Source organism: Pseudomonas sp. MF7453, from assembly GCF_016405455.1.
GTDB lineage: Bacteria > Pseudomonadota > Gammaproteobacteria > Pseudomonadales > Pseudomonadaceae > Aquipseudomonas > Aquipseudomonas paralactis.
In genome coordinates, this window is the sequence record NZ_JAEKCN010000008.1 from 181,805 (window position 1) to 200,776 (window position 18,972).

General features: G+C 59.6%; 18 protein-coding genes and 4 tRNA genes. 4 read left to right on the forward strand and 18 right to left on the reverse strand.

What is annotated here, in order from left to right; all coding sequences use genetic code 11:
• Positions 1 to 12: 12 nt before the first annotated feature.
• The 7 genes from JFT63_RS14680 to rluD form a co-directional block, all read right to left on the reverse strand.
• Positions 13 to 89 (reverse strand) — tRNA-Pro (locus JFT63_RS14680).
• A gap of 94 nt (positions 90 to 183) precedes the next feature.
• Positions 184 to 259, reverse strand: a tRNA-Lys gene (locus tag JFT63_RS14685).
• A 5-nt stretch (positions 260 to 264) separates the two neighbouring features.
• Positions 265 to 341, reverse strand: a tRNA-Pro gene (locus JFT63_RS14690).
• Between the two features lie 10 nt (positions 342 to 351).
• A tRNA-Asn gene (locus JFT63_RS14695) sits at positions 352 to 427 on the reverse strand.
• A gap of 295 nt (positions 428 to 722) precedes the next feature.
• Positions 723 to 3,287: an ATP-dependent chaperone ClpB gene (clpB, locus tag JFT63_RS14700; protein WP_057701660.1), complete on the reverse strand. Its 2,565-nt coding sequence runs from the start codon at positions 3,285 to 3,287 to the stop codon at positions 723 to 725.
• 135 nt (positions 3,288 to 3,422) lie between these two features.
• Positions 3,423 to 4,148, reverse strand: coding sequence for a peptidoglycan editing factor PgeF (gene pgeF / locus JFT63_RS14705; RefSeq protein WP_057701661.1), 726 nt, complete (start codon positions 4,146 to 4,148; stop codon positions 3,423 to 3,425).
• Positions 4,145 to 5,107, reverse strand: coding sequence for a 23S rRNA pseudouridine(1911/1915/1917) synthase RluD (rluD, locus tag JFT63_RS14710; protein ID WP_198844203.1), 963 nt, complete (start codon positions 5,105 to 5,107; stop codon positions 4,145 to 4,147). Before rluD ends, pgeF begins: the two co-directional genes overlap by 4 nt.
• A gap of 149 nt (positions 5,108 to 5,256) precedes the next feature.
• On the opposite strand from rluD, the gene JFT63_RS14715 reads away from it, so the two are divergent.
• Together JFT63_RS14715 and JFT63_RS14720 are read left to right on the forward strand one after the other, a co-directional pair.
• The gene (locus tag JFT63_RS14715; protein ID WP_005784660.1) at positions 5,257 to 6,282 is read left to right on the forward strand and encodes an outer membrane protein assembly factor BamD; all 1,026 of its coding nucleotides are present in this window, start codon (positions 5,257 to 5,259) and stop codon (positions 6,280 to 6,282) included.
• Positions 6,283 to 6,409: 127 nt separating this feature from the next.
• Entirely contained in the window at positions 6,410 to 6,643 is a 234-nt protein-coding gene (locus JFT63_RS14720) for a PP0621 family protein (protein ID WP_198844204.1), read from the forward strand.
• Here JFT63_RS14720 and thiO read toward each other — a convergent pair.
• The 5 genes from thiO to pilV all read right to left on the reverse strand — a co-directional run bounded on the left by thiO (position 6,630) and on the right by pilV (position 9,940).
• Complete coding sequence (gene thiO / locus JFT63_RS14725; RefSeq protein WP_198844205.1) at positions 6,630 to 7,739, reverse strand: glycine oxidase ThiO; 1,110 nt, start codon at positions 7,737 to 7,739, stop codon at positions 6,630 to 6,632. The genes JFT63_RS14720 and thiO overlap by 14 nt on opposite strands.
• Positions 7,740 to 7,801: 62 nt before the next feature.
• On the reverse strand, positions 7,802 to 8,203 hold the full coding sequence (locus tag JFT63_RS14730) for a type IV pilin protein (protein ID WP_057701663.1): 402 nt from the start codon (positions 8,201 to 8,203) through the stop codon (positions 7,802 to 7,804).
• An 11-nt stretch (positions 8,204 to 8,214) separates the two neighbouring features.
• The gene (locus JFT63_RS14735) at positions 8,215 to 8,745 is read right to left on the reverse strand and encodes a pilus assembly PilX family protein (RefSeq protein WP_198844206.1); all 531 of its coding nucleotides are present in this window, start codon (positions 8,743 to 8,745) and stop codon (positions 8,215 to 8,217) included.
• 5 nt (positions 8,746 to 8,750) lie between these two features.
• Entirely contained in the window at positions 8,751 to 9,458 is a 708-nt protein-coding gene (locus tag JFT63_RS14740; protein WP_057701665.1) for a prepilin-type N-terminal cleavage/methylation domain-containing protein, read from the reverse strand.
• Positions 9,455 to 9,940: a type IV pilus modification protein PilV gene (gene pilV / locus JFT63_RS14745; protein ID WP_198844207.1), complete on the reverse strand. Its 486-nt coding sequence runs from the start codon at positions 9,938 to 9,940 to the stop codon at positions 9,455 to 9,457. The genes JFT63_RS14740 and pilV overlap by 4 nt, the downstream gene beginning before the upstream one ends.
• A gap of 205 nt (positions 9,941 to 10,145) precedes the next feature.
• On the opposite strand from pilV, the gene JFT63_RS14750 reads away from it, so the two are divergent.
• Positions 10,146 to 10,721: a GspH/FimT family pseudopilin gene (locus tag JFT63_RS14750; protein ID WP_198844208.1), complete on the forward strand. Its 576-nt coding sequence runs from the start codon at positions 10,146 to 10,148 to the stop codon at positions 10,719 to 10,721.
• Here JFT63_RS14750 and ispH read toward each other — a convergent pair.
• From ispH to murJ, 6 genes are all read right to left on the reverse strand, one after another.
• A complete protein-coding gene (ispH, locus tag JFT63_RS14755; RefSeq protein WP_198844209.1) occupies positions 10,675 to 11,622 on the reverse strand; it encodes a 4-hydroxy-3-methylbut-2-enyl diphosphate reductase in 948 nt (315 codons plus the stop codon). The two genes, JFT63_RS14750 and ispH, sit on opposite strands and share 47 nt — an antisense overlap.
• 181 nt (positions 11,623 to 11,803) lie before the next feature.
• Positions 11,804 to 12,241: an FKBP-type peptidyl-prolyl cis-trans isomerase gene (locus JFT63_RS14760; protein WP_169855857.1), complete on the reverse strand. Its 438-nt coding sequence runs from the start codon at positions 12,239 to 12,241 to the stop codon at positions 11,804 to 11,806.
• A gap of 7 nt (positions 12,242 to 12,248) precedes the next feature.
• Positions 12,249 to 12,761 carry a signal peptidase II gene (gene lspA, locus JFT63_RS14765; RefSeq protein ID WP_003188406.1) on the reverse strand — a complete coding sequence of 171 codons (513 nt, stop codon included), beginning with the start codon at positions 12,759 to 12,761 and terminating at the stop codon, positions 12,249 to 12,251.
• Positions 12,754 to 15,585, reverse strand: a complete 2,832-nt coding sequence (gene ileS / locus JFT63_RS14770; RefSeq protein ID WP_057701669.1) for an isoleucine--tRNA ligase — start codon at positions 15,583 to 15,585, stop codon at positions 12,754 to 12,756. Before ileS ends, lspA begins: the two co-directional genes overlap by 8 nt.
• 14 nt (positions 15,586 to 15,599) lie before the next feature.
• A complete protein-coding gene (gene ribF, locus JFT63_RS14775; RefSeq protein ID WP_057701670.1) occupies positions 15,600 to 16,538 on the reverse strand; it encodes a bifunctional riboflavin kinase/FAD synthetase in 939 nt (312 codons plus the stop codon).
• A gap of 119 nt (positions 16,539 to 16,657) precedes the next feature.
• Positions 16,658 to 18,196, reverse strand: coding sequence for a murein biosynthesis integral membrane protein MurJ (gene murJ / locus JFT63_RS14780; protein ID WP_057701671.1), 1,539 nt, complete (start codon positions 18,194 to 18,196; stop codon positions 16,658 to 16,660).
• A 253-nt stretch (positions 18,197 to 18,449) separates the two neighbouring features.
• On the opposite strand from murJ, the gene rpsT reads away from it, so the two are divergent.
• The gene (gene rpsT, locus JFT63_RS14785; protein WP_003188401.1) at positions 18,450 to 18,728 is read left to right on the forward strand and encodes a 30S ribosomal protein S20; all 279 of its coding nucleotides are present in this window, start codon (positions 18,450 to 18,452) and stop codon (positions 18,726 to 18,728) included.
• Positions 18,729 to 18,972 lie beyond the last annotated feature (244 nt).

The window sequence follows — 18,972 nt, forward strand, 5'->3', positions numbered from 1 at the left end:
GGATTTTTAATATGGTCGGGGTAAGGGGATTCGAACTCCTGACATCCTGCTCCCAAAGCAGGCGCGCTACCGGACTGCGCTATACCCCGGTAAAAAAAAGGCGACCTTTCAGTCGCCTTCTTCGATCAGCGCTTTTGGCCTCTGATCTTAAGATTCGATTCCAGCCTGAACTGGTCTCAAAAATGGTGGGTCGTGTGGGATTCGAACCTACGACCAATTGGTTAAAAGCCAACTGCTCTACCAACTGAGCTAACGACCCAAATATGGTCGGGGTAGGGGGATTCGAACTCCCGACATCCTGCTCCCAAAGCAGGCGCGCTACCGGACTGCGCTATACCCCGATTTTGAAATTGGCTCCGTGACCAGGACTCGAACCTGGGACCCAATGATTAACAGTCATTTGCTCTACCGACTGAGCTATCACGGAACTACATATTTCAAATTTACTGCTGTGTAACCTTCTCTTCGACCCTGTCCGTATCGCTACGTTAGCGTCTCTGAGGCGCGCTATTCTACAATCTTAAAAACCCCTGTCAACCCTTTAAATTGCTTTTAAGACAATGATTTGCGCTTCTTTCTGATTTCTTCTTGGGGAGAAGAAACCCGTGGGCTGACGTTGCTGCGGGGCGCACTTTACAAGCCTTTGCCTTACAGTTCAACGCCCTATCGAAAAAAAAGGCCTCGCAATGCGAGGCCTCTGGTTATTACAGCGGGTGCAAGCCTTAATGGAAAACGATTTCGTCGTCTTTCACCGTCGCCGTGACGCGGGTGCCCGGCATAAAGCTGCCCGACAGGATCAACTGTGCCAACGGGTTCTCGATCCAGCGCTGGATCGCACGCTTCAATGGCCGTGCGCCATACACCGGGTCGTAGCCCACCGCGATCAGCTTGTCCAACGCCTCGCTGCTCAGCTCCAGGTCGAGCTCACGCTCAGCCAGGCGGCTGCGCAGGCGGCCCAACTGGATCTCGGTAATACCCGCAATCTGATCCCGTGCCAAAGGCTCGAAGATCACCACTTCGTCGACCCGGTTGATAAATTCCGGGCGGAAGTGGGTGGTCAACGCATCCATCACCGCCGCGCGCTGGGCTTCACGATCCCCCACCAGCTCCTGGATCTGTGCCGAGCCCAGGTTGGAGGTCATCACGATCACCGTGTTGCGAAAGTCCACCGTACGCCCGTGGCTGTCCGTCAAACGACCATCTTCGAGCACCTGCAGCAGGATGTTGAACACATCCGGGTGCGCCTTCTCGACCTCATCCAGCAGGATCACCGAGTAAGGCTTGCGCCGCACGGCTTCGGTCAGGTAACCGCCCTCCTCGTAGCCCACATAGCCTGGTGGTGCGCCAATCAGGCGAGCCACCGAGTGCTTCTCCATGAACTCGGACATATCGATGCGCACCATGGCCTCTTCAGTATCAAAGAGGAACTCGGCCAGGGCCTTGCACAGCTCAGTCTTACCGACACCGGTCGGGCCGAGGAACATGAACGAGCCGCTTGGACGGTTCGGGTCGGACAAGCCGGCACGGGAACGCCGTACCGCGTTGGACACCGCTACCACTGCCTCTTCCTGACCGATGACACGCTGGTGCAACAAGCTTTCCATTTTCAGCAACTTGTCGCGCTCGCCTTCGAGCATTTTCGACACTGGAATACCGGTCCACTTGGAGACCACTTCGGCGATTTCTTCCTCAGTCACCTTACTGCGCAGCAACTGGTTCTCAGGCTTGCCGTGCTGGTCGACCATCTGCAGGCTGCGTTCCAGATCCGGAATCACACCATATTGCAACTCGGCCATGCGACTCAGATCGCCTTTACGACGCGCAGCTTCCAGTTCCTGACGGGACTGCTCGATCTTCTGCTGGATCTGCGCCGACCCCTGAACTTCGGCTTTTTCCGAGGTCCAGATTTCTTCGAGGTCCGAATACTCACGCTCCAGGCGGACGATTTCTTCCTGAAGTTTTTCCAGGCGTTTCTTCGCGGCCTCGTCCTCTTCTTTCTTCAACGCCTGGGATTCGACTTTCAGTTGAATCAGGCGGCGATCCAGGCGGTCGAGCACTTCGGGCTTGGAGTCGATCTCCATACGAATACGGCTGGCCGCTTCGTCGATCAGGTCGATGGCCTTGTCAGGCAACTGACGATCGGTGATGTAGCGATGGCTCAGCTTGGCCGCCGCAATGATCGCGCCGTCGGTAATCGCCACCTTATGGTGGACTTCATAACGCTCTTTCAGGCCACGCAGGATCGCGATGGTGTCTTCTTCGCTTGGCTCTTCCACCAGCACTTTCTGGAAACGACGCTCAAGGGCCGCATCCTTTTCAATGTACTGACGGTATTCGTTGAGCGTGGTGGCACCGACGCAATGCAGCTCGCCCCTCGCCAAGGCTGGCTTGAGCATGTTGCCGGCATCCATGGAGCCTTCGCCTTTACCGGCGCCGACCATGGTGTGCAGTTCGTCGATAAACAGAATGATCTGGCCTTCCTGCTTGGACAATTCGTTAAGCAGGGATTTCAGGCGCTCTTCGAACTCACCACGGAACTTGGCACCGGCGATCAGGGCGCCCATGTCCAGGGACAACAGGCGCTTGCCTTTGAGGCCGTCCGGCACTTCACCATTAATGATGCGCTGGGCCAGGCCCTCGGCAATCGCGGTTTTACCCACGCCAGGCTCACCGATCAGCACCGGGTTGTTCTTGGTGCGACGTTGCAGGACCTGGATGGTGCGACGAATCTCGTCGTCACGGCCAATCACCGGATCAAGCTTGCCCTCTTCGGCGCGCTTGGTCAGGTCGACGGTGTATTTGTCCAGGGCCTGGCGCGACTCCTCATGGTTGGGGTCGTTCACGGCCTCGCCGCCACGCAGGTTGTTGATAGCGTTTTCCAGGGCTTTCTTGCTCACGCCCTGCCCCAGCAACAATTTGCCGAGCTTGCTGTTGTCGTCCATGGCGGCGAGCAGCACCAGTTCGCTGGAGATGAACTGATCACCCTTCTGCTGGGCCAGGCGGTCCGCTTGATTGAGCAGGCGCGCCAAGTCCTGGGACATATTCACGTCGCCGGTAGGATTTTGAATTTTCGGCAGTTGGTCGAGCTCTTTGCTCAACTCCTTGCGCAGGCTGTTGATGTCAAAGCCCACCTGCATTAACAAGGGTTTGATAGAACCACCTTGTTGTTCCAGGAGCGCCTGCATCAAGTGCGCAGGCTCAATCGCCGGATGGTCGAGGCCGACCGCCAGGGATTGGGAGTCCGATAAGGCCAACTGCAATTTGCTGGTTAAACGATCAATACGCATTAGTCACCTTCCTTTTGAGCAGGCCGGAGCTATGAACAAACACATCCTGAATGAAGAAACCTGCCAGATACCCTTATAGATGGGGTGGATTCTGGGGGTTTCAAGCGGCGGACGGTTGATACAGGTCAGGAGAGTCTAGCGTTCAAGCCAGATAAGGGAGGCGAATCGGCCCGTGCGCGGGCTGCGGCGATAAGAAAAGAAGCGCGGGTCGGTCACTGTGCAAAAACCGCCACCATATACAGCGGTGACACCGCGTACTGCCAGACGCAGCCGCGCCAGTTGGTAGATGTCGGCCATGAACTTGCCGGGGTTATGGCTCGGAACGAAGGCTTCAGCGGTGGCCGGCAGTTGCTGCATGAACGCTTCACGCACCTCCGGGCCGACCTCAAAGGCTTGTGGGCCAATGGCTGGGCCGAGCCAGACCAGAACGTCTTCGGCAATGGTATCCAGGCTTTCGAACGCGGCCTCCAGCACGCCGGCCGCCAAGCCACGCCAACCGGCATGGGCTGCGGCAACCCGGGTGCCCGCCCGATTACAGAACAACGCAGGCAGGCAATCGGCGGTCATGGACGTGCAGGCGATGCCAGGGATGCTGGTCCAACTGCCATCTGCTTCGACAGTACGGCCTGGATCGGCCTCGACTACGTGAGTACCGTGGACCTGGCGCAACCAGGCAGGCTGGATATCGAAAGCGCCGCTCAGACGACGGCGGTTTTCAAGGACGGCCTCAAGGCTGTCCTCGACGTGATCGCCCAGGTTAAGGCTGTCGAACGGCGCCAGACTGACGCCGCCCGCACGAGTGGTGACGCAGGCTTTTACCCGAGCCGGCGCGGGCCAGTCAGGAATCAGCCAGTCACTCATCCGATAAATGCCTCACGATCCTGCTTGAGCAGCGACAACAACCAGACCAGATCGTCTGGAAGTGGCGATTCCCAGCTCATGCGCTTACCGCTCGTCGGATGATCCAGTTCCAGGAAGCGTGCGTGCAGTGCCTGGCGCGGGAACGACTTGAGCGATTCAACCATGGTTTGGCTGGCCGCCGGCGGAATACGGAAGCGGCCACCGTAGGCAGGATCGCCGACCAACGGGAAGTTGATATGCGCCATGTGCACGCGAATCTGGTGGGTACGCCCGGTTTCCAGCTTGACCCGCACATGGGTGTGGGAGCGGAAACGCTCCAGCACACGGTAGTGGCTGACCGCTTGCTTGCCGCCTTCCATCACCGCCATACGCTGGCGCTGCTGGCCGTGACGACCAATGGGTGCGTTGATCTTGCCACCGGCCACAACGACGCCGATCACAATGCACTCATAGATGCGGCTGACTCTACGGCTCTGCAATTGCGTAACCAGTTGCGTCTGCGCCTGAATGGTCTTGGCCACCACCATAAGACCGGTGGTGTCCTTGTCCAGACGGTGCACGATACCGCAGCGCGGGACATTGATAATGTCCGGTACGTGGTGCAACAGGGCATTGAGCAAAGTGCCATCAGCGTGCCCGGCGGCCGGGTGAACCACCAGGCCCGCGGGTTTGTTGATGACCAGGATGTCGTCGTCTTCATAGACGATATCCAGCTCAATGTCCTGGGCGACCCATTCTCCCTGGGCTTCCTGCTCGGCAGTCAGCTCAAGAATCGCACCGCCATGGACTATGTCTCGCGGGCGGATAACCGCTCCATCCACAGTCAGGCGGCCGTCTTTGATCCAGGCGGAAAGGCGCGAGCGCGAGTGCTCAGCGAATAATTGTGCGGCGACTTGATCGAGGCGTTGGCCGCCCAATTCGGACGGCACCTCTGCGCGAAGTTCAATTTTATCGGACATGCTCAGACTAGGCGTGGCACAGCCTTTGGTTTCGGCTGCGCGCTTGTGGTTAAATACGGCGTCTTTTGCCCCGAGGCTTTCAACGGGGCGCTCATCATAACAGGACGGCCCCGCCCAAGACAGCGGCCGTCATAGGGACGCAAGCCGCCATGCAAGTGAAACACCTGCTGCTGATCGCCATCCTCGCCATGACTGCTGCTTGCTCGTCAACAAAGGACGTCGTCGACGAAAACCTGAGCGAAGTCGAGCTGTACCAGCAAGCTCAGACAGACCTGGACAATAATAGCTACACCAGCGCCACAGCGAAGCTGAAGGCCTTGGAGTCGCGCTACCCGTTCGGCCGCTATGCCGACCAGGCCCAGTTGGAGCTGATCTACGCCAACTACAAGAACGCCGAGCCGGAAGCTGCCAAGTCCGCCGCCGAGCGTTTTATCCGCCTGCACCCACAGCACCCGAACGTGGACTACGCCTACTACATGAAGGGCCTGACCTCGTTCGACCAGGACGTTGGCCTGCTGGCGCGCTTCCTGCCGCTGGACATGACCAAGCGTGACCCGGGCGCTGCGCGCGACTCCTACAACGAGTTCGCCCAGCTGACCAGCCGTTACCCCAACAGCCGCTACGCGCCGGACGCCAAGCAGCGCATGATCTACCTGCGCAACCTGCTGGCTTCCTACGAGATCCACGTGGCCCACTACTACCTGACTCGTCAGGCATACGTAGCTGCCGCCAACCGTGGCCGCTATGTTGTGGAGAACTTCCAGGAAACCCCATCCGTGGGCGACGGCCTGGCGGTGATGACCGAGGCTTATCAGCGTCTGCACCTGGACACCCTGGCGACCACCAGCCTGGAAACCCTGAAGCTCAACTACCCCGATCACCCAAGCCTGAAAGACGGCCAGTTCGTGCCTCAGGTGGCTGAAGCCGACAACCGTTCGTGGCTGAGCAAGTACACCCTGGGCCTGATCGAATCTCGTCCGCCGCTGCCGCCGGGTGAAACCCGCGCCAACCAGGACGTGATCAAGCAGTACCAGGACGCCAAGGATGCCATTCCTTCGGACCTCAAGCCTCACGACGAGAACGGCGACGTTATCGAAGAAGAGGAGCCGCAGGCCCTTGGCAATAACGAAGACCGTTCGTGGTTCAGCTACATGACCTTCGGTGTGTTCGACTGATTGTTCGACGCAACGCAAAAAGGGAGCTCTGAAGAGCTCCCTTTTTTATGAGCGAGTATTTATTGCGCTGTGCGCCTGTGGCCACCTTGGCTAAACTGGCGCATTCCTTGTCGAGAAACTGCCCATCATGCTTCGTCTACTGTTCTGGATTGCCGTCATTGCTGCCGCGGTATGGTTCTGGCGCAAATTCAAAAACCCCGCTGCCCGCCAGCAACGCCCTGCCGAGCCTAACGCCGCGCTGATGGTGCGTTGCGCCCACTGCGGCGTGCATCTGCCGCAGGACCGCGCCCTGAGTTCAAGCCAGGAGTGGTACTGCACCCAGGCGCACCTGGAACAAGGGCCGAAGTCTATCCAGCGTTGAGGCGACCTGCCGGGGCGTAAGGCGCTGGATCAATGATCGGAGCCCGCCCCAACAGCAAGTCGGCGAACAGCTGGCAGGAAGCCGGTGCCAGTACCAGACCATTGCGGTAATGCCCGCAGTTGAGCCACAAGCCCTGAAAGCCGGGAACCTCTCCGATATAGGGGATACCTTCCGGCGAACCGGGCCGCAACCCCGCCCAATGGCCGACTACCTCGGCGTCCGCCAGGGCGGGGATGAGTTCTACCGCCGATGCCTTGAGGCTCGCCAACGCAGTTTCGGTCGGCGTCTTGTCGAACCCCTCATGCTCCAATGTGCTTCCAATCAGAATGTGCCCATCGCGCCGGGGGATTGCATAGCGCCCCTTGGCCAGGACCATGCTGGATAAAAAGTCGGAAGCGCATTTGTACAGGATCATTTGGCCTTTGACCGGCTCCACGGGGAGCGCCATGCCCAGCGTGCTCAGCAACTGCCCGCTCCAGGCCCCGGCGGCGAGCACCACCTGATCGGCAAAAACCGATCCCGTAGCCGTGTTCACCCCCACCACCCGATTGTTGTTCAGCACAAAACCCGACACTTCGCAGTGCTCGTGAATCGTCACGTCCGGCAACGCCAGCAGCGCCGCCTTCAAGGATTTGACCAGGCGCGGGTTGCGTACATTGGCCACGTCGGCCATGTAGATCGCCCTGGAGTAGCCGCCCCCCAGCGCCGGCACGGCATCGTGGGCCTGCGACACGTCCACTTTGCTCAGGGGTCGCCCTTCGCGCGCAGCCCAGGCCAATGCATCAGCCTCATCATCCAGGTCGAGCCAATACAGACCCGTAGTGTGTACCTCGGGATCGACACCGGTCGCGGCAAACAAGCGCTGTGCCAACTGCGGATAGAAATCCTGGGACCAGTGGGCCAAGGCAGTGACGGCCGGGCTATAACGCCATGGATACAGTGGCGAAACAATTCCGCCACCCGCCCAGGAAGATTCCTGCCCAAGCCCCGCACGCTCTAGCAGCATGACTGCCCGCCCTTCCCTGGCGAGGTTGTAGGCCGTTAACAGCCCGATTACACCGCCGCCGACAATCACCACTTGCTGTTGCTTTGCCATCATCTGATCCCGCCAATAAACAGGGAAAGGCGCGCCCTGCGCCCACTCTTCAAGCACTCTCATCATTGCCCCCAGCAGACCTTGCGCGACATTTCAGGCGCCGCTCCCGGATTACTTCGCGTACCGGTGCTGCTCAAGCTGAAAGCTGCGCACGCGTCGTCGGCCATCACTGAGTCCGCGGCAGGCGTGGCGAGCAAGTCGAAATCCTGGGGGTTCAAAATCACGCTGATTCTATAGTGATCGTTGCCCGCAATGACGCCGCCCGCATCAATAAAAGTGCCATTTCTGGTATACGTGCGCTCCAGGTGCTGGGCTTGCTCGCTCAGCAACGCAACGATTTGCGCGCGGTACACCTTTTTTACCTGGCCGATGTACCCGGGATACGCAATGCCGGCCAACAACGCGACGATCGCGACGGCGATCAATAACTCCATCAGGGTAAAGCCCTGGCTATCCATGCCCATCCCATTGCTCCTTATTGAAGTTGCCGCCATGAAATCCGTCGAAACTTGACGCTGCCGCCCTCCTCTACCCGCGCATAAACCGCCTCAAGCACCGTACGCGATTGTCCTGCGAGCCCCACCGCAGTGATGCGAAAGAGCGCGGCCCGTGTGTCGAGCGGCAAATGAGCCAGCCCTGCGCCTTCCCCCAGTGATTGAACGCCATAAAACCCGCCCCTCAAGGCCAACCAGGCGATTGCCGAGACAGGGTTTTTGCCAGCGCCAGTCAAGGAAAACGCTTCATTGGGCGGCGCACACGTCATAACCGAGTGGCACACAGGCATCCCAGGGCCACCCCTCTGCACAACCGACTCCCCCAGCCGCAAGCCGCTTTCAGCAGCCTGAAACGATTGATTGCGCTGCCACAGGCTGCTCGCGACTTTTTGCTGGGTGACCGCCCCCTGTATCGACGACAGCCCTATCTGCGATAACAACAGCAGGAATACCAGACTGATCAGCAGCACCATCCCGTTTTGCCGTAAACGAATCCCGCCAAGCATCGACATCGCTCCTAACCCAATCGATTTCGCAGCGCCGCCACGACGTTGTAGGTCTGGTCTCTAACCCGCCCAGTTGGGTCCAGCAGCGTCATGGAGATACGCACGCTCCGTATCAACGAGTCATCAGCCGGATGGCTGTCGTAACGCACCACAACCGTAGATTCAGGTTTGGCCGCCAAGCCAAAACTGATGTCGAATGCCCGAACGTTATCAATCAGTACCGCCTTGGCCGGCGCTGCCGGAGTACTGACCTTCAACTGACCCGCTTCATGGGTATACGTGAGCTGGCGTATGCCAAAGCGGATCAGGCCAGGGGCAGCGGCAGGTGCTGACCCTGCATAAGCCTGGGCTGTCTCCTTGCAATCGGACAACACCGTCCAGTCGGGCTTGCCAACGCCGTCACCGACGTTTGCGGTGACCAACCTCAGCGACCTCGAACTCCCCGAGGCGTCCCAGCTTATCGGTCGGTCGAAGGCGGCCGGGGCGTTGTCGATAACGGTCGTGGCCAAACACCCCAACATGCCTGCCTGGCGAATGTCCTGTGTGATCTTGCCCAGAGCAAACCGCGCATCATCCTGCAACACCATGGCGGCTTGCTGACTGTCGTGGGTCAATCGTGAACTTATGAGCACCTGGCTCACCCCCAACACCAGCACCAGCCCGACGGCGAGTGCCAGCAACAACTCCACCAGGCTGAAACCTCGCGCATGACGATTCATTGCATCGCTCCCGGTTCACTGGCGATGCGGCTGGTCAGGGTGAAGGTTTCCCGTGCGCCCGGGTTGCTTGCTGACCGGCGATCCTCCCAACTGATGCTGATGGTGACCTCATGCCCGCTCACCACCACGGAACCCTTGGCATCCTTGCCGGCAAAACCAAGGATATTGGCCTCGAAATCATGCAGGTCCAGGTCGCGCACGCTGGCGGTCGAGGTGCTGGCCGGCCCCGGCTCGTCCATGCCCCACCTGTAATCCGCGCCAGCGTTGGCGCGAATTCTGTCGAGCATGTCGTAGGCGATAAAACTGGCTTGGCTGGTCATCCTGGCGCTGTCGGTGTACTTGAGCGCGTTGAGCTGGAGCATTGCAGCACCCATCAGCCCGACAGCCAGGATCATCAGCGCTATCAGCACCTCGATCAGCGTCATGCCGGATTGGCGCCGACGCGCAGAACGCAAAAAAAATCGATTCGGGCGAGCAGACATTACCGTCGTCATCCATGTCGAAGGCCGGAAAAAAGCAGGCAAAACCTGCTGTGCGACCCAAGACTAGCGGCGGATTTCGACCCGCGCTGCTGCCGGAACAAAGGGAAATACTTTGGACATAAAGGCCATCATCCGGCGCCCGGGCCAGGCGCTATACCTAGGTCTGCAACTCGAAGATTCACTCGCGTCCAGGGAGGGAACGCACATGACACAACGAGGATTCACCCTGATTGAAATGCTGCTGGGGCTGATCATCACCAGCTTCCTCGCGCAATTGGCCGTACCCGGCTTCAAAGGTTTGCTTGAATCGCAGCAACGACAAAGCGTGGCCCAATCACTTGCCGCCGGGCTGCGTTACGCACGCATGGAGGCGATCACGCGCAATCAGGCGGTGGTCATTCATGCAAAGGACAGAGACTGGAGCCAGGGGTGGCGCGTGATACTGGACGTCAGTGGGCGCGGCCATGAGGACGACGACAACCCGGTACTGCTGGAGCGCCAGGGCGATGGTCGCGTGCCGGTGGCGGGCAATGGCCCGGTTACGAACCAGGTGCGCTTCAGCGGCTTGGGAGAGCCGGTTTTCGCCGGCGGAGGCTTCCGTGCCGGTACCGTGCATGTGTGCGACACGAGCCAGGCACAGAGCCTGTATCAGATCGTGCTGGCCCCCAGCGGGCGCATCAGCCTGCGCGGTGACAAAACCGAGCAGGCATTATGCCGAGGCGGCATTGTTGGCGTCAGAGCAGCGAGCGGACTCGCAACTCCTTGGGCATCGAGAACGTGATGTTCTCTTCACGGCCAGCCAGCTCATCGGCACCGGTAGCACCCCAGGCCTGCAACTGCTGGATCACGCCGCGCACCAACACTTCGGGTGCGGAGGCACCTGCCGTAATGCCGATACGCTCGATACCGTCGAACCAGCTGCGCTGCATGTCTTCGGCACCGTCGATCAGGTATGCCGGGGTGGCCATGCGTTCGGCCAGTTCACGCAAGCGGTTGGAGTTGGAACTGTTGGGGCTGCCGACCACCAGCACTACGTCACATTCGTTCGCCAGTTGCTTGACTGCATCCTGGCGGTTTTGCGTGGCGTAACAGATGTCATCCTTGCGTGGGCCGCCAATGGCCGGGAACCGCGTGCGCAGGGCATCGATTACGCGGCTGGTGTCGTCCATGGACAAGGTGGTCTGGGTCACGAAAGCCAAGCGTTCCGGGTTGTGCACCTGCAAGTTGGCGACGTCTTTCTCGTCCTCCACCAGGTAGATAGCACCGCCGTTGCTGGCGTCGTATTGGCCCATGGTGCCTTCGACTTCCGGGTGACCAGCGTGGCCGATCAGGATGCACTCACGACCGTCGCGGCTGTAGCGTGCCACTTCGATATGCACCTTGGTCACCAGTGGGCAGGTGGCATCGAACACCTTGAGGCCACGGCCTGCCGCTTCGGTACGTACAGCCTGGGAAACACCGTGGGCACTGAAGATGACGATCACGTCGTCGGGCACCTGGTCGAGCTCTTCGACAAAAATAGCCCCGCGCGCGCGCAAATCTTCGACCACAAATTTGTTATGGACGACTTCATGGCGCACATAAATCGGCGGCCCGAAGACTTCCAGGGCGCGATTGACGATTTCGATCGCCCGGTCCACGCCGGCGCAGAAGCCACGGGGGTTGGCGAGTTTGATTTGCATGCTGTGCCTCGTGCCTTGCAGGCCAAGAAATTGGATCAACTCAGCTCTATAGAATAAGCCTCTGTGGGAGCGGGCTTGCCCGCGATGCAAACGACTCGATGTATCAGGTACACCGAGGTGATGCTATCGCAGGCAAGCCAGCTCCCACACAAGCCAGCCCCACAGGAACCGGTTTCGTCAGTTAGAGCGCTTTAACGTCGATGATTTCAACATCAAACGTCAAGGTTTTACCGGCCAACGGATGGTTGAAATCGATGGTCACTTGCGCATCATCGAAGGCTTTAACCACACCGGGCAATTCGGTATTGGCCGCATCATTGAAGATCACCAGCAAACCTTCCGACAGGTCCATACCTTCGAACTGCGAACGCGGGATGATCTGCACGTTTTGCGGGTTGGGCTGGCCGAAGGCATTTTCCGGCAGGATCTGCAGGTTGCGCTTGTCACCAGCCTTGAAGCCAAACAGCGCCGCTTCAAAACCCGGCAGCAAGTTACCGTCGCCGACCTTGAAGGTCGCCGGCGCTTTGTCGAAGGTACTGTCGACCGTGTCGCCATTCTCCAGGCGCAGTGCGAAATGCAGAGTGACTTCCGTGTTCTGGCCGATGCGTTGCTCAGCCAATACCTGATCAGTCATTGACGGTCTCTCCGGTTTTCTTGCTCTTGAACATATCCAGCGCCAGCATGATTGCACCAACGGTGATGGCGCTGTCGGCAAAGTTGAACGCCGGGAAGTAATGGCGGTTCTGCCAGTGCACCAGGATAAAGTCGATCACATGGCCCAGGGCGATGCGGTCATACAGGTTACCCAGCGCGCCGCCCAACACCAGGGCCAGCGCGATAGCCAGCCAGGTGTCGTCGCGACCCAGGCGCTTTAGCCACACCACCAGCACGGCACTGACCACCACGGCGATCACCGCGAACAGCCAGCGCTGCCAGCCGCCGCCGTCAGCGAGGAAGCTGAAGGCGGCACCCGTGTTGTAGGCCAGGGTCCAGCTGAAGTAATCCGGGATCACCACGATTTGCTGGAACATTTCCAGGGAGCCCTCGAAGTGAGCCTTGCTGACCTGGTCAATGACCAGAACCAGCAGGCTCAGTACGAGCCAGCCCAGACGTCCGAAACGACTGGCTGCATTAGGCATAGTGGCGAACCTCGCCTTCACCGCTGATGTTGTCGACACAACGACCACAGATTTCCGGATGCTCAGGGTTCACGCCGACATCTTCACGGCAGTGCCAGCAACGAGCGCACTTGGGGAAGGCCGACTTGACCACTTTGAGCTTCAAGCCCGGCACCTCGGTAGCTACCGCGTCTGCCGGAGCCTGGGTAAACGGTGCCAGACTCGCGGTGGAGGTGATCAGCACGAAGCGCAGCTCATTACTCAGCTTGGCCAGGTCGGCGGTCAGGCCGTCCTCGGCAAACAGGGTGACTTCGGCTTGCAGGTTGCCGCCCACGGCCTTGGCCGCACGCTGAACTTCCAGCTCCTTGTTCACCGCAACCTTGACGGCCATGACGCCTTCCCAGTACTCGCGGCCGAGTTCGAAGTCGGCCGGCAGTTCGGTCAGGCCTTCGTACCAGGTGTTGAGCATGACCGACTCGTTACGCTCGCCCGGCAGGTATTCCCACAGTTCGTCGGCGGTGAACGCCAGGATCGGCGCGATCCAGCGCACCAGCGCTTCGCTGATGTGGTACAGCGCGGTCTGCGCCGAGCGGCGCGCCTTGCTGTTGGCGCCAGTGGTGTACTGGCGGTCCTTGATGATGTCGAGGTAGAAACCGCCTAACTCCTGCACGCAGAAGTTGTGGATCTTGGAGTAGACGTTCCAGAAGCGGTATTCGCCGTAGTGCTCCTGCAACTCGCGCTGCAACAACAGGGTACGGTCCACGGCCCAACGGTCAAGGGCGAGCATGTCTTCGGCCGGCAGCAGGTCGGTGGCCGGGTTGAAGCCGGTCAGGTTCGACAGCATGAAGCGCGCGGTATTACGGATACGACGGTAGGCGTCGGCGCTGCGGGCCAGGATCTGGTCCGACACGGCGATTTCACCCGAGTAATCGGTAGAAGCCACCCACAGACGCATGATGTCGGCGCCCAAGGTATCGTTGATCTTTTTCGGTTCGATCACGTTCTTCAGCGATTTGGACATCTTGCGGCCCGTCTCGTCGACGGTGAAGCCGTGGGTCAGCAGCTCGCGGTACGGCGCGTGGTTGTCGATCGCGCAACCGGTCAGCAGCGACGAGTGGAACCAGCCACGGTGTTGGTCCGAACCTTCCAGGTACAGGTCGGCACGCGGGCCGGTCTCGTGGCCCATCGGGTGCGAACCGCGCAGCACGTGCCAGTGAGTGGTGCCCGAATCGAACCACACGTCGAGGGTGTCGCTGATCTTGTCGTACAGCGGCGCTTCATCGCCCAGCAGCTCGGCGGCGTCCAGCTTGAACCAGGCTTCGATGCCTTCCTGTTCAACGCGCTGGGCCACGACTTCCATCAGCTCGACGGTGCGCGGGTGCAGCTCACCGCTTTCCTTGTTCAGGAAGAACGGGATCGGCACGCCCCAGTTACGCTGGCGGGAGATGCACCAGTCAGGACGGTTGGCGATCATCGAGTGCAGGCGCGCCTGGCCCCAGGCCGGGACGAACTTGGTGTCTTCGATGGCTTTGAGCGAGCGTACACGCAGGGTGTCGCCGCTGGTCGGTTCTTTGTCCATGCCGATAAACCACTGCGCCGTAGCGCGGTAGATCAGCGGGGTCTTGTGACGCCAGCAATGCATGTAGCTGTGCTGGATGGTGGCGGTTTGCATCAACGCACCGACTTCACGCAGCTTTTCGATGATCGGCTGGTCGGCCTTGAAGATGAACTGGCCACCGAAGAACTCGAGCGAAGGCACGTAGACGCCATTGCTCTGCACCGGGTTGATGATGTCATCGTTGACCATGCCGTACTTCTTGCAGATCACGAAGTCGTCCACGCCATAGGCTGGCGAGCAGTGGACAATGCCGGTACCCGAACCCAACTCGACGTAGTCAGCCAGGTACACCGGCGACAGGCGGTCATAGAACGGGTGACGGAAGTTGATCAGCTCCAGCGCAGAGCCGGTGGCGGTGGCGATCACCGAGCCTTGCAGCTCGTATCGCGCCAGGCACGACTCGACCATTTCTTCTGCCAGCACCAGCAGGCGATCACCGACATCCACCAGGGCGTAGGTGAATTCCGGGTGCACGTTCAGCGCCTGGTTGGCCGGGATGGTCCACGGGGTGGTGGTCCAGATCACGATGGCAGCCGGCTTGGCCAGGCTCGCCAGGCCAAAAGCCTCGGCCAGCTTGGCGTCGTCGGCGACCGGGAAGGCCACGTCGATGGTCGAGGACTTTTTGTCTTCGTACTCAACTTCCGCTTCGGCCAGGGCCGAACCGCAGTCAAAGCACCAGTTCACGGGCTTGAGGCCCTTGAACACGAAACCGCCCTTGACGATTTCAGCCAAGGCGCGGATTTCACCGGCCTCGTTCTTGAAGTTCATGGTCTTGTAGGGGTTGTCCCACTCGCCCAGCACGCCCAGGCGGATAAATTCGGACTTCTGGCCTTCGATCTGCTCGGTGGCGTAGGCACGGCACAGTTCGCGGGTCTTGTCCGCGCCCAGGTTCTTGCCGTAGGTCACTTCGACTTTGTGCTCGATCGGCAGGCCATGGCAGTCCCAGCCCGGAACGTACGGCGCGTCAAAGCCCGACAGGGTTTTGGAGCGCAGGATCATGTCCTTGAGAATCTTGTTCAGCGCATGACCGATATGAATCGTGCCGTTGGCATAAGGAGGGCCGTCGTGCAGGACGAATTTCGGACGATCCTTGCCAATTTCGCGCAACTTTCCGTACAGGCCAATACTGTCCCAGCGCTGCAGGATCTGCGGTTCGCGCTGTGGCAGGCCGGCCTTCATTGGGAAGGCGGTGTCCGGAAGGTTTAGCGTGGCTTTATAGTCGGTCATTTAAGGCTCTTCGGTTAGCGATGGGCGCTAGGTGCGGCTAGTGCACGGGCGGCGGCGACATCCGCATTGATCGCCGTTTTCAACGCCTCCAGGGAGGCGAAACGCTGCTCTTCACGCAGCTTCTGGTGGAAAACCACCGTCAAACGCCGGTCGTATAAATCACCGGCAAAATCCAAAAGGTGAACTTCCAGGTGGGCCTTGCCATCACCTGCAACCGTGGGCCTGACGCCTATATTGGCGACTCCCGGCCACGATTGGCCGTCGATGTCGACGCTGACCAGGTAAACCCCGGTCAGCGGCACACGGCGGCGCTTGAGTTGCACGTTGGCAGTTGGCGTGCCCAATTGGCGCGCCAGCTTCTGGCCGTGCAGTACCCGCCCGGCAATGCGGAACGGGCGACCGAGCAAACGCTCGGCCAAGTCGAAGTCGGCGGCAGCCAGAGCGTTACGCACCTGGGTGCTGCTCACACGCAGGCCGTCCAGTTCGACGGTTTGCGCGGCCTCGACGGTAAAACCCTGGTTGACGCCGGCATGTTGCAGGAAATCGAAATCCCCGACCCGGTCACAACCGAAATGGAAGTCGTCGCCGACCTCCAGATGTTGCACACCCAGGCCATCGACCAGGATGCGGTCGACGAACTCGGCGGCGCTGAGGCTGCGCAAGCGCTGGTTAAACGCCAGGCAGAGGACGCGGTCAACGCCCTCCTCCGCCAACAGCTGCAGCTTGTCGCGCAAGCGCGCCAAACGAGCCGGCGCCGTTTGCGGGGTAAAGAACTCCCGCGGTTGTGGCTCAAAAATCACCACGCAGCTGGGCACGCCCAACTCGACCGCACGCTCGCGCAACCTTGCCAGGATAGCCTGGTGGCCACGGTGAACACCGTCAAAGTTGCCAATAGTGGCGACGCAGCCCCGATGCTCGGGGCGCAGGTTGTGGAGACCTCGAACCAGCTGCATAACGCGCTTCTTGCTCATAAAGTGGTCGATTATAACCACACCCAGCCCCGGACGACAGGCAACAGCGCAGGCCAAATGGGTCGAATCGATAAAACAACCGTTTTATCGCGGCAAACTCTCTATCCCAACGACTTGCGATTGAAATCACGCAGGCGGAAACCCTGCAACAGCAACATTCCGAAGTACACCGCCACGCCCGCGACTACCAATACACCCAGGCGCATGAAGCGCTCCAGCATATCGCCATCACCCCAGGCCGGCATCACCTGCATCAGCCCCACCAGCACCGCGGACATTGCGGCCACCGCCACAAGCAACTTGAGCGTGAACATTCCCCAACCCGGCTGCGGCTGGTACATCTGCTGCTTGCGCAGCTGATAAAACAACAGACCGGCATTGATACAGGCACCGGCACTGATCGCCAGCGCCAGCCCGGCATGGGCCAACGGACCGATAAACAGCAGGTTGAGCAACTGTGTGACGATCAGCGTGAAAATCGCAATCTTCACCGGCGTGCGGATGTTTTGCTGTGCGTAGAAGCCCGGCGCCAGCACCTTGATCACGATAATACCGAGCAGGCCGACAGAGTAGGCAACCAGCGCGTGCTGAGTCATCAAGGCGTCATGTGCATCGAATTGCCCGTATTGAAACAGCGAGACCGTCAGCGGTTCGGCGAGGATTCCCAGGGCCAGCGCGCATGGCAACACCAATAGAAAGCACAGACGCAGGCCCCAATCGAGAATGCGCGAATACTCCTGACGATCCTTGCTGGCATAGGTGCGCGCCAGGGTCGGCAGCAGGATCGTGCCCAATGCCACGCCAAGCACACCGGATGGCAACTCCATCAGACGGTCGGCGTAATACATCCACGATACCGACCCGGACACCAGCAACGAGGCGAACGCGGTGTTGATGATCAGCGAAATCTGACTGACCGACACCCCGAGGATCGCCGGCAGCATATTGCGCATCACGCGCCAGACGCCGGTGTCCTTGAGGTTCAGGCGCGGCAGTACAAGCATGCCGATTTTTTTCAGGTGCGGCAGTTGGTACAACAACTGCGCCAGGCCGCCGGCCAGCACCGCCCAACCCAGGGCCATGACCGGAGGGTCGAAATACGGCGTGAGGAACAGCGCAAAAATAATCATGCTGACATTCAGCAAGGTCGGCACAAAGGCCGGTACCGAGAAACGATTCCAGGTATTGAGGATCGCCCCGGCGAGCGACGACAGGGAAATCAGCAATATATAAGGAAAGGTCACCCGCAGCAGATCAGTGGTCAGTGCGAACTTTTCCGGTGTGTTGGCAAAACCGGGCGCCGTGGCCCAGATCACCCAGGGCGCGGCGAGCATCCCGACGATGGTGACCAGCATCAGCACCAGCGTCAGCAGGCCCGAGACGTAGGCGACGAACGTACGGGTCGCCTCCTCGCCATGCTGGGTCTTGTATTCGGCCAGAATCGGCACGAACGCCTGGGAAAACGCACCTTCGGCGAAGATCCGCCGCAGCAGGTTGGGGAGTTTGAAGGCAATAAAGAAGGCATCCGTGGCCATACTGGCGCCAAAGATGCGCGCCAGCAGAGTGTCACGCACAAACCCCAAAACCCGGGAGATCATCGTGATAGAGCTGACCGCAGCCAACGATTTGAGCAGATTCATTGAAAGAGTTTGCGCCTATAGATAAAGAGCAGGCGAACAAAGCGCCTACTTATGCGATACTGCGCGCCTGCAACAGCACAGAGCCAAAGCTCGCGAGTTTACAGGTCAAGCGCCGGAAATAAATCACCCGCCTCTTCAGATCGACCACTCAGCAGTTCGCATCAGCCGCCCTTGACAACCCATCAAGTCATCGGCATGATTCGCGGCCTATTTTGTTTGCTATTTCCTAAAAAGTCTTTCGAGGAGCTCGACGGTGGCCAACACACCTTCCGCCAAAAAACGTGCAAAACAGGCTGAGAAGCGTCGCAGCCACAACGCCAGCCTGCGTTCCATGGTTCGTACCTACATCAAGAATGTAGTTAAAGCCATCGACACCAAAGACGCTGAAAAAGCTCAAGCTGCTTACGTTCTGGCCGTGCCAGTTATCGACCGTATGGCCGATAAAGGCATCATCCACAAGAACAAGGCCGCTCGCCATAAGAGCCGCCTGAATGGCCACATCAAGGCTCTGAGCGTTCCTGCTGCAGCCTAAGTGGTAACAACTGCCACGCAGCCCAGGCTGCGTAACAGTTAAGAAATGCCCCGTACCGAAAGGTCCGGGGCATTTTTGTTTGTGCCTGAAAACTGTAGGAGCGAGCTTGCTCGCGAAGATCGTTAACGATGACGCGGGAAGCCTGGCGCCCAGCGGGGTTCTCAGGTTTTTCGCGAGCAAGCTCGCTCCTAAAGAAAGGTGACCGGGAATATTCTCAAGGCAAAAAAAAACGCCCCGAACCAGT

Coding starts and splice junctions, on each gene's coding strand:
- clpB (WP_057701660.1), bottom strand. CDS start 3,287: ATGCGTATTGATCGTTTAACCAGCAAATTGCAGTTGGCCTTATCGGAC.
- pgeF (WP_057701661.1), bottom strand. CDS start 4,148: ATGAGTGACTGGCTGATTCCTGACTGGCCCGCGCCGGCTCGGGTAAAA.
- rluD (WP_198844203.1), bottom strand. CDS start 5,107: ATGTCCGATAAAATTGAACTTCGCGCAGAGGTGCCGTCCGAATTGGGC.
- JFT63_RS14715 (WP_005784660.1), top strand. CDS start 5,257: ATGCAAGTGAAACACCTGCTGCTGATCGCCATCCTCGCCATGACTGCT.
- JFT63_RS14720 (WP_198844204.1), top strand. CDS start 6,410: ATGCTTCGTCTACTGTTCTGGATTGCCGTCATTGCTGCCGCGGTATGG.
- thiO (WP_198844205.1), bottom strand. CDS start 7,739: ATGGCAAAGCAACAGCAAGTGGTGATTGTCGGCGGCGGTGTAATCGGG.
- JFT63_RS14730 (WP_057701663.1), bottom strand. CDS start 8,203: ATGGGCATGGATAGCCAGGGCTTTACCCTGATGGAGTTATTGATCGCC.
- JFT63_RS14735 (WP_198844206.1), bottom strand. CDS start 8,745: ATGTCGATGCTTGGCGGGATTCGTTTACGGCAAAACGGGATGGTGCTG.
- JFT63_RS14740 (WP_057701665.1), bottom strand. CDS start 9,458: ATGAATCGTCATGCGCGAGGTTTCAGCCTGGTGGAGTTGTTGCTGGCA.
- pilV (WP_198844207.1), bottom strand. CDS start 9,940: ATGTCTGCTCGCCCGAATCGATTTTTTTTGCGTTCTGCGCGTCGGCGC.
- JFT63_RS14750 (WP_198844208.1), top strand. CDS start 10,146: ATGACACAACGAGGATTCACCCTGATTGAAATGCTGCTGGGGCTGATC.
- ispH (WP_198844209.1), bottom strand. CDS start 11,622: ATGCAAATCAAACTCGCCAACCCCCGTGGCTTCTGCGCCGGCGTGGAC.
- lspA (WP_003188406.1), bottom strand. CDS start 12,761: ATGCCTAATGCAGCCAGTCGTTTCGGACGTCTGGGCTGGCTCGTACTG.
- ileS (WP_057701669.1), bottom strand. CDS start 15,585: ATGACCGACTATAAAGCCACGCTAAACCTTCCGGACACCGCCTTCCCA.
- ribF (WP_057701670.1), bottom strand. CDS start 16,538: ATGCAGCTGGTTCGAGGTCTCCACAACCTGCGCCCCGAGCATCGGGGC.
- murJ (WP_057701671.1), bottom strand. CDS start 18,196: ATGAATCTGCTCAAATCGTTGGCTGCGGTCAGCTCTATCACGATGATC.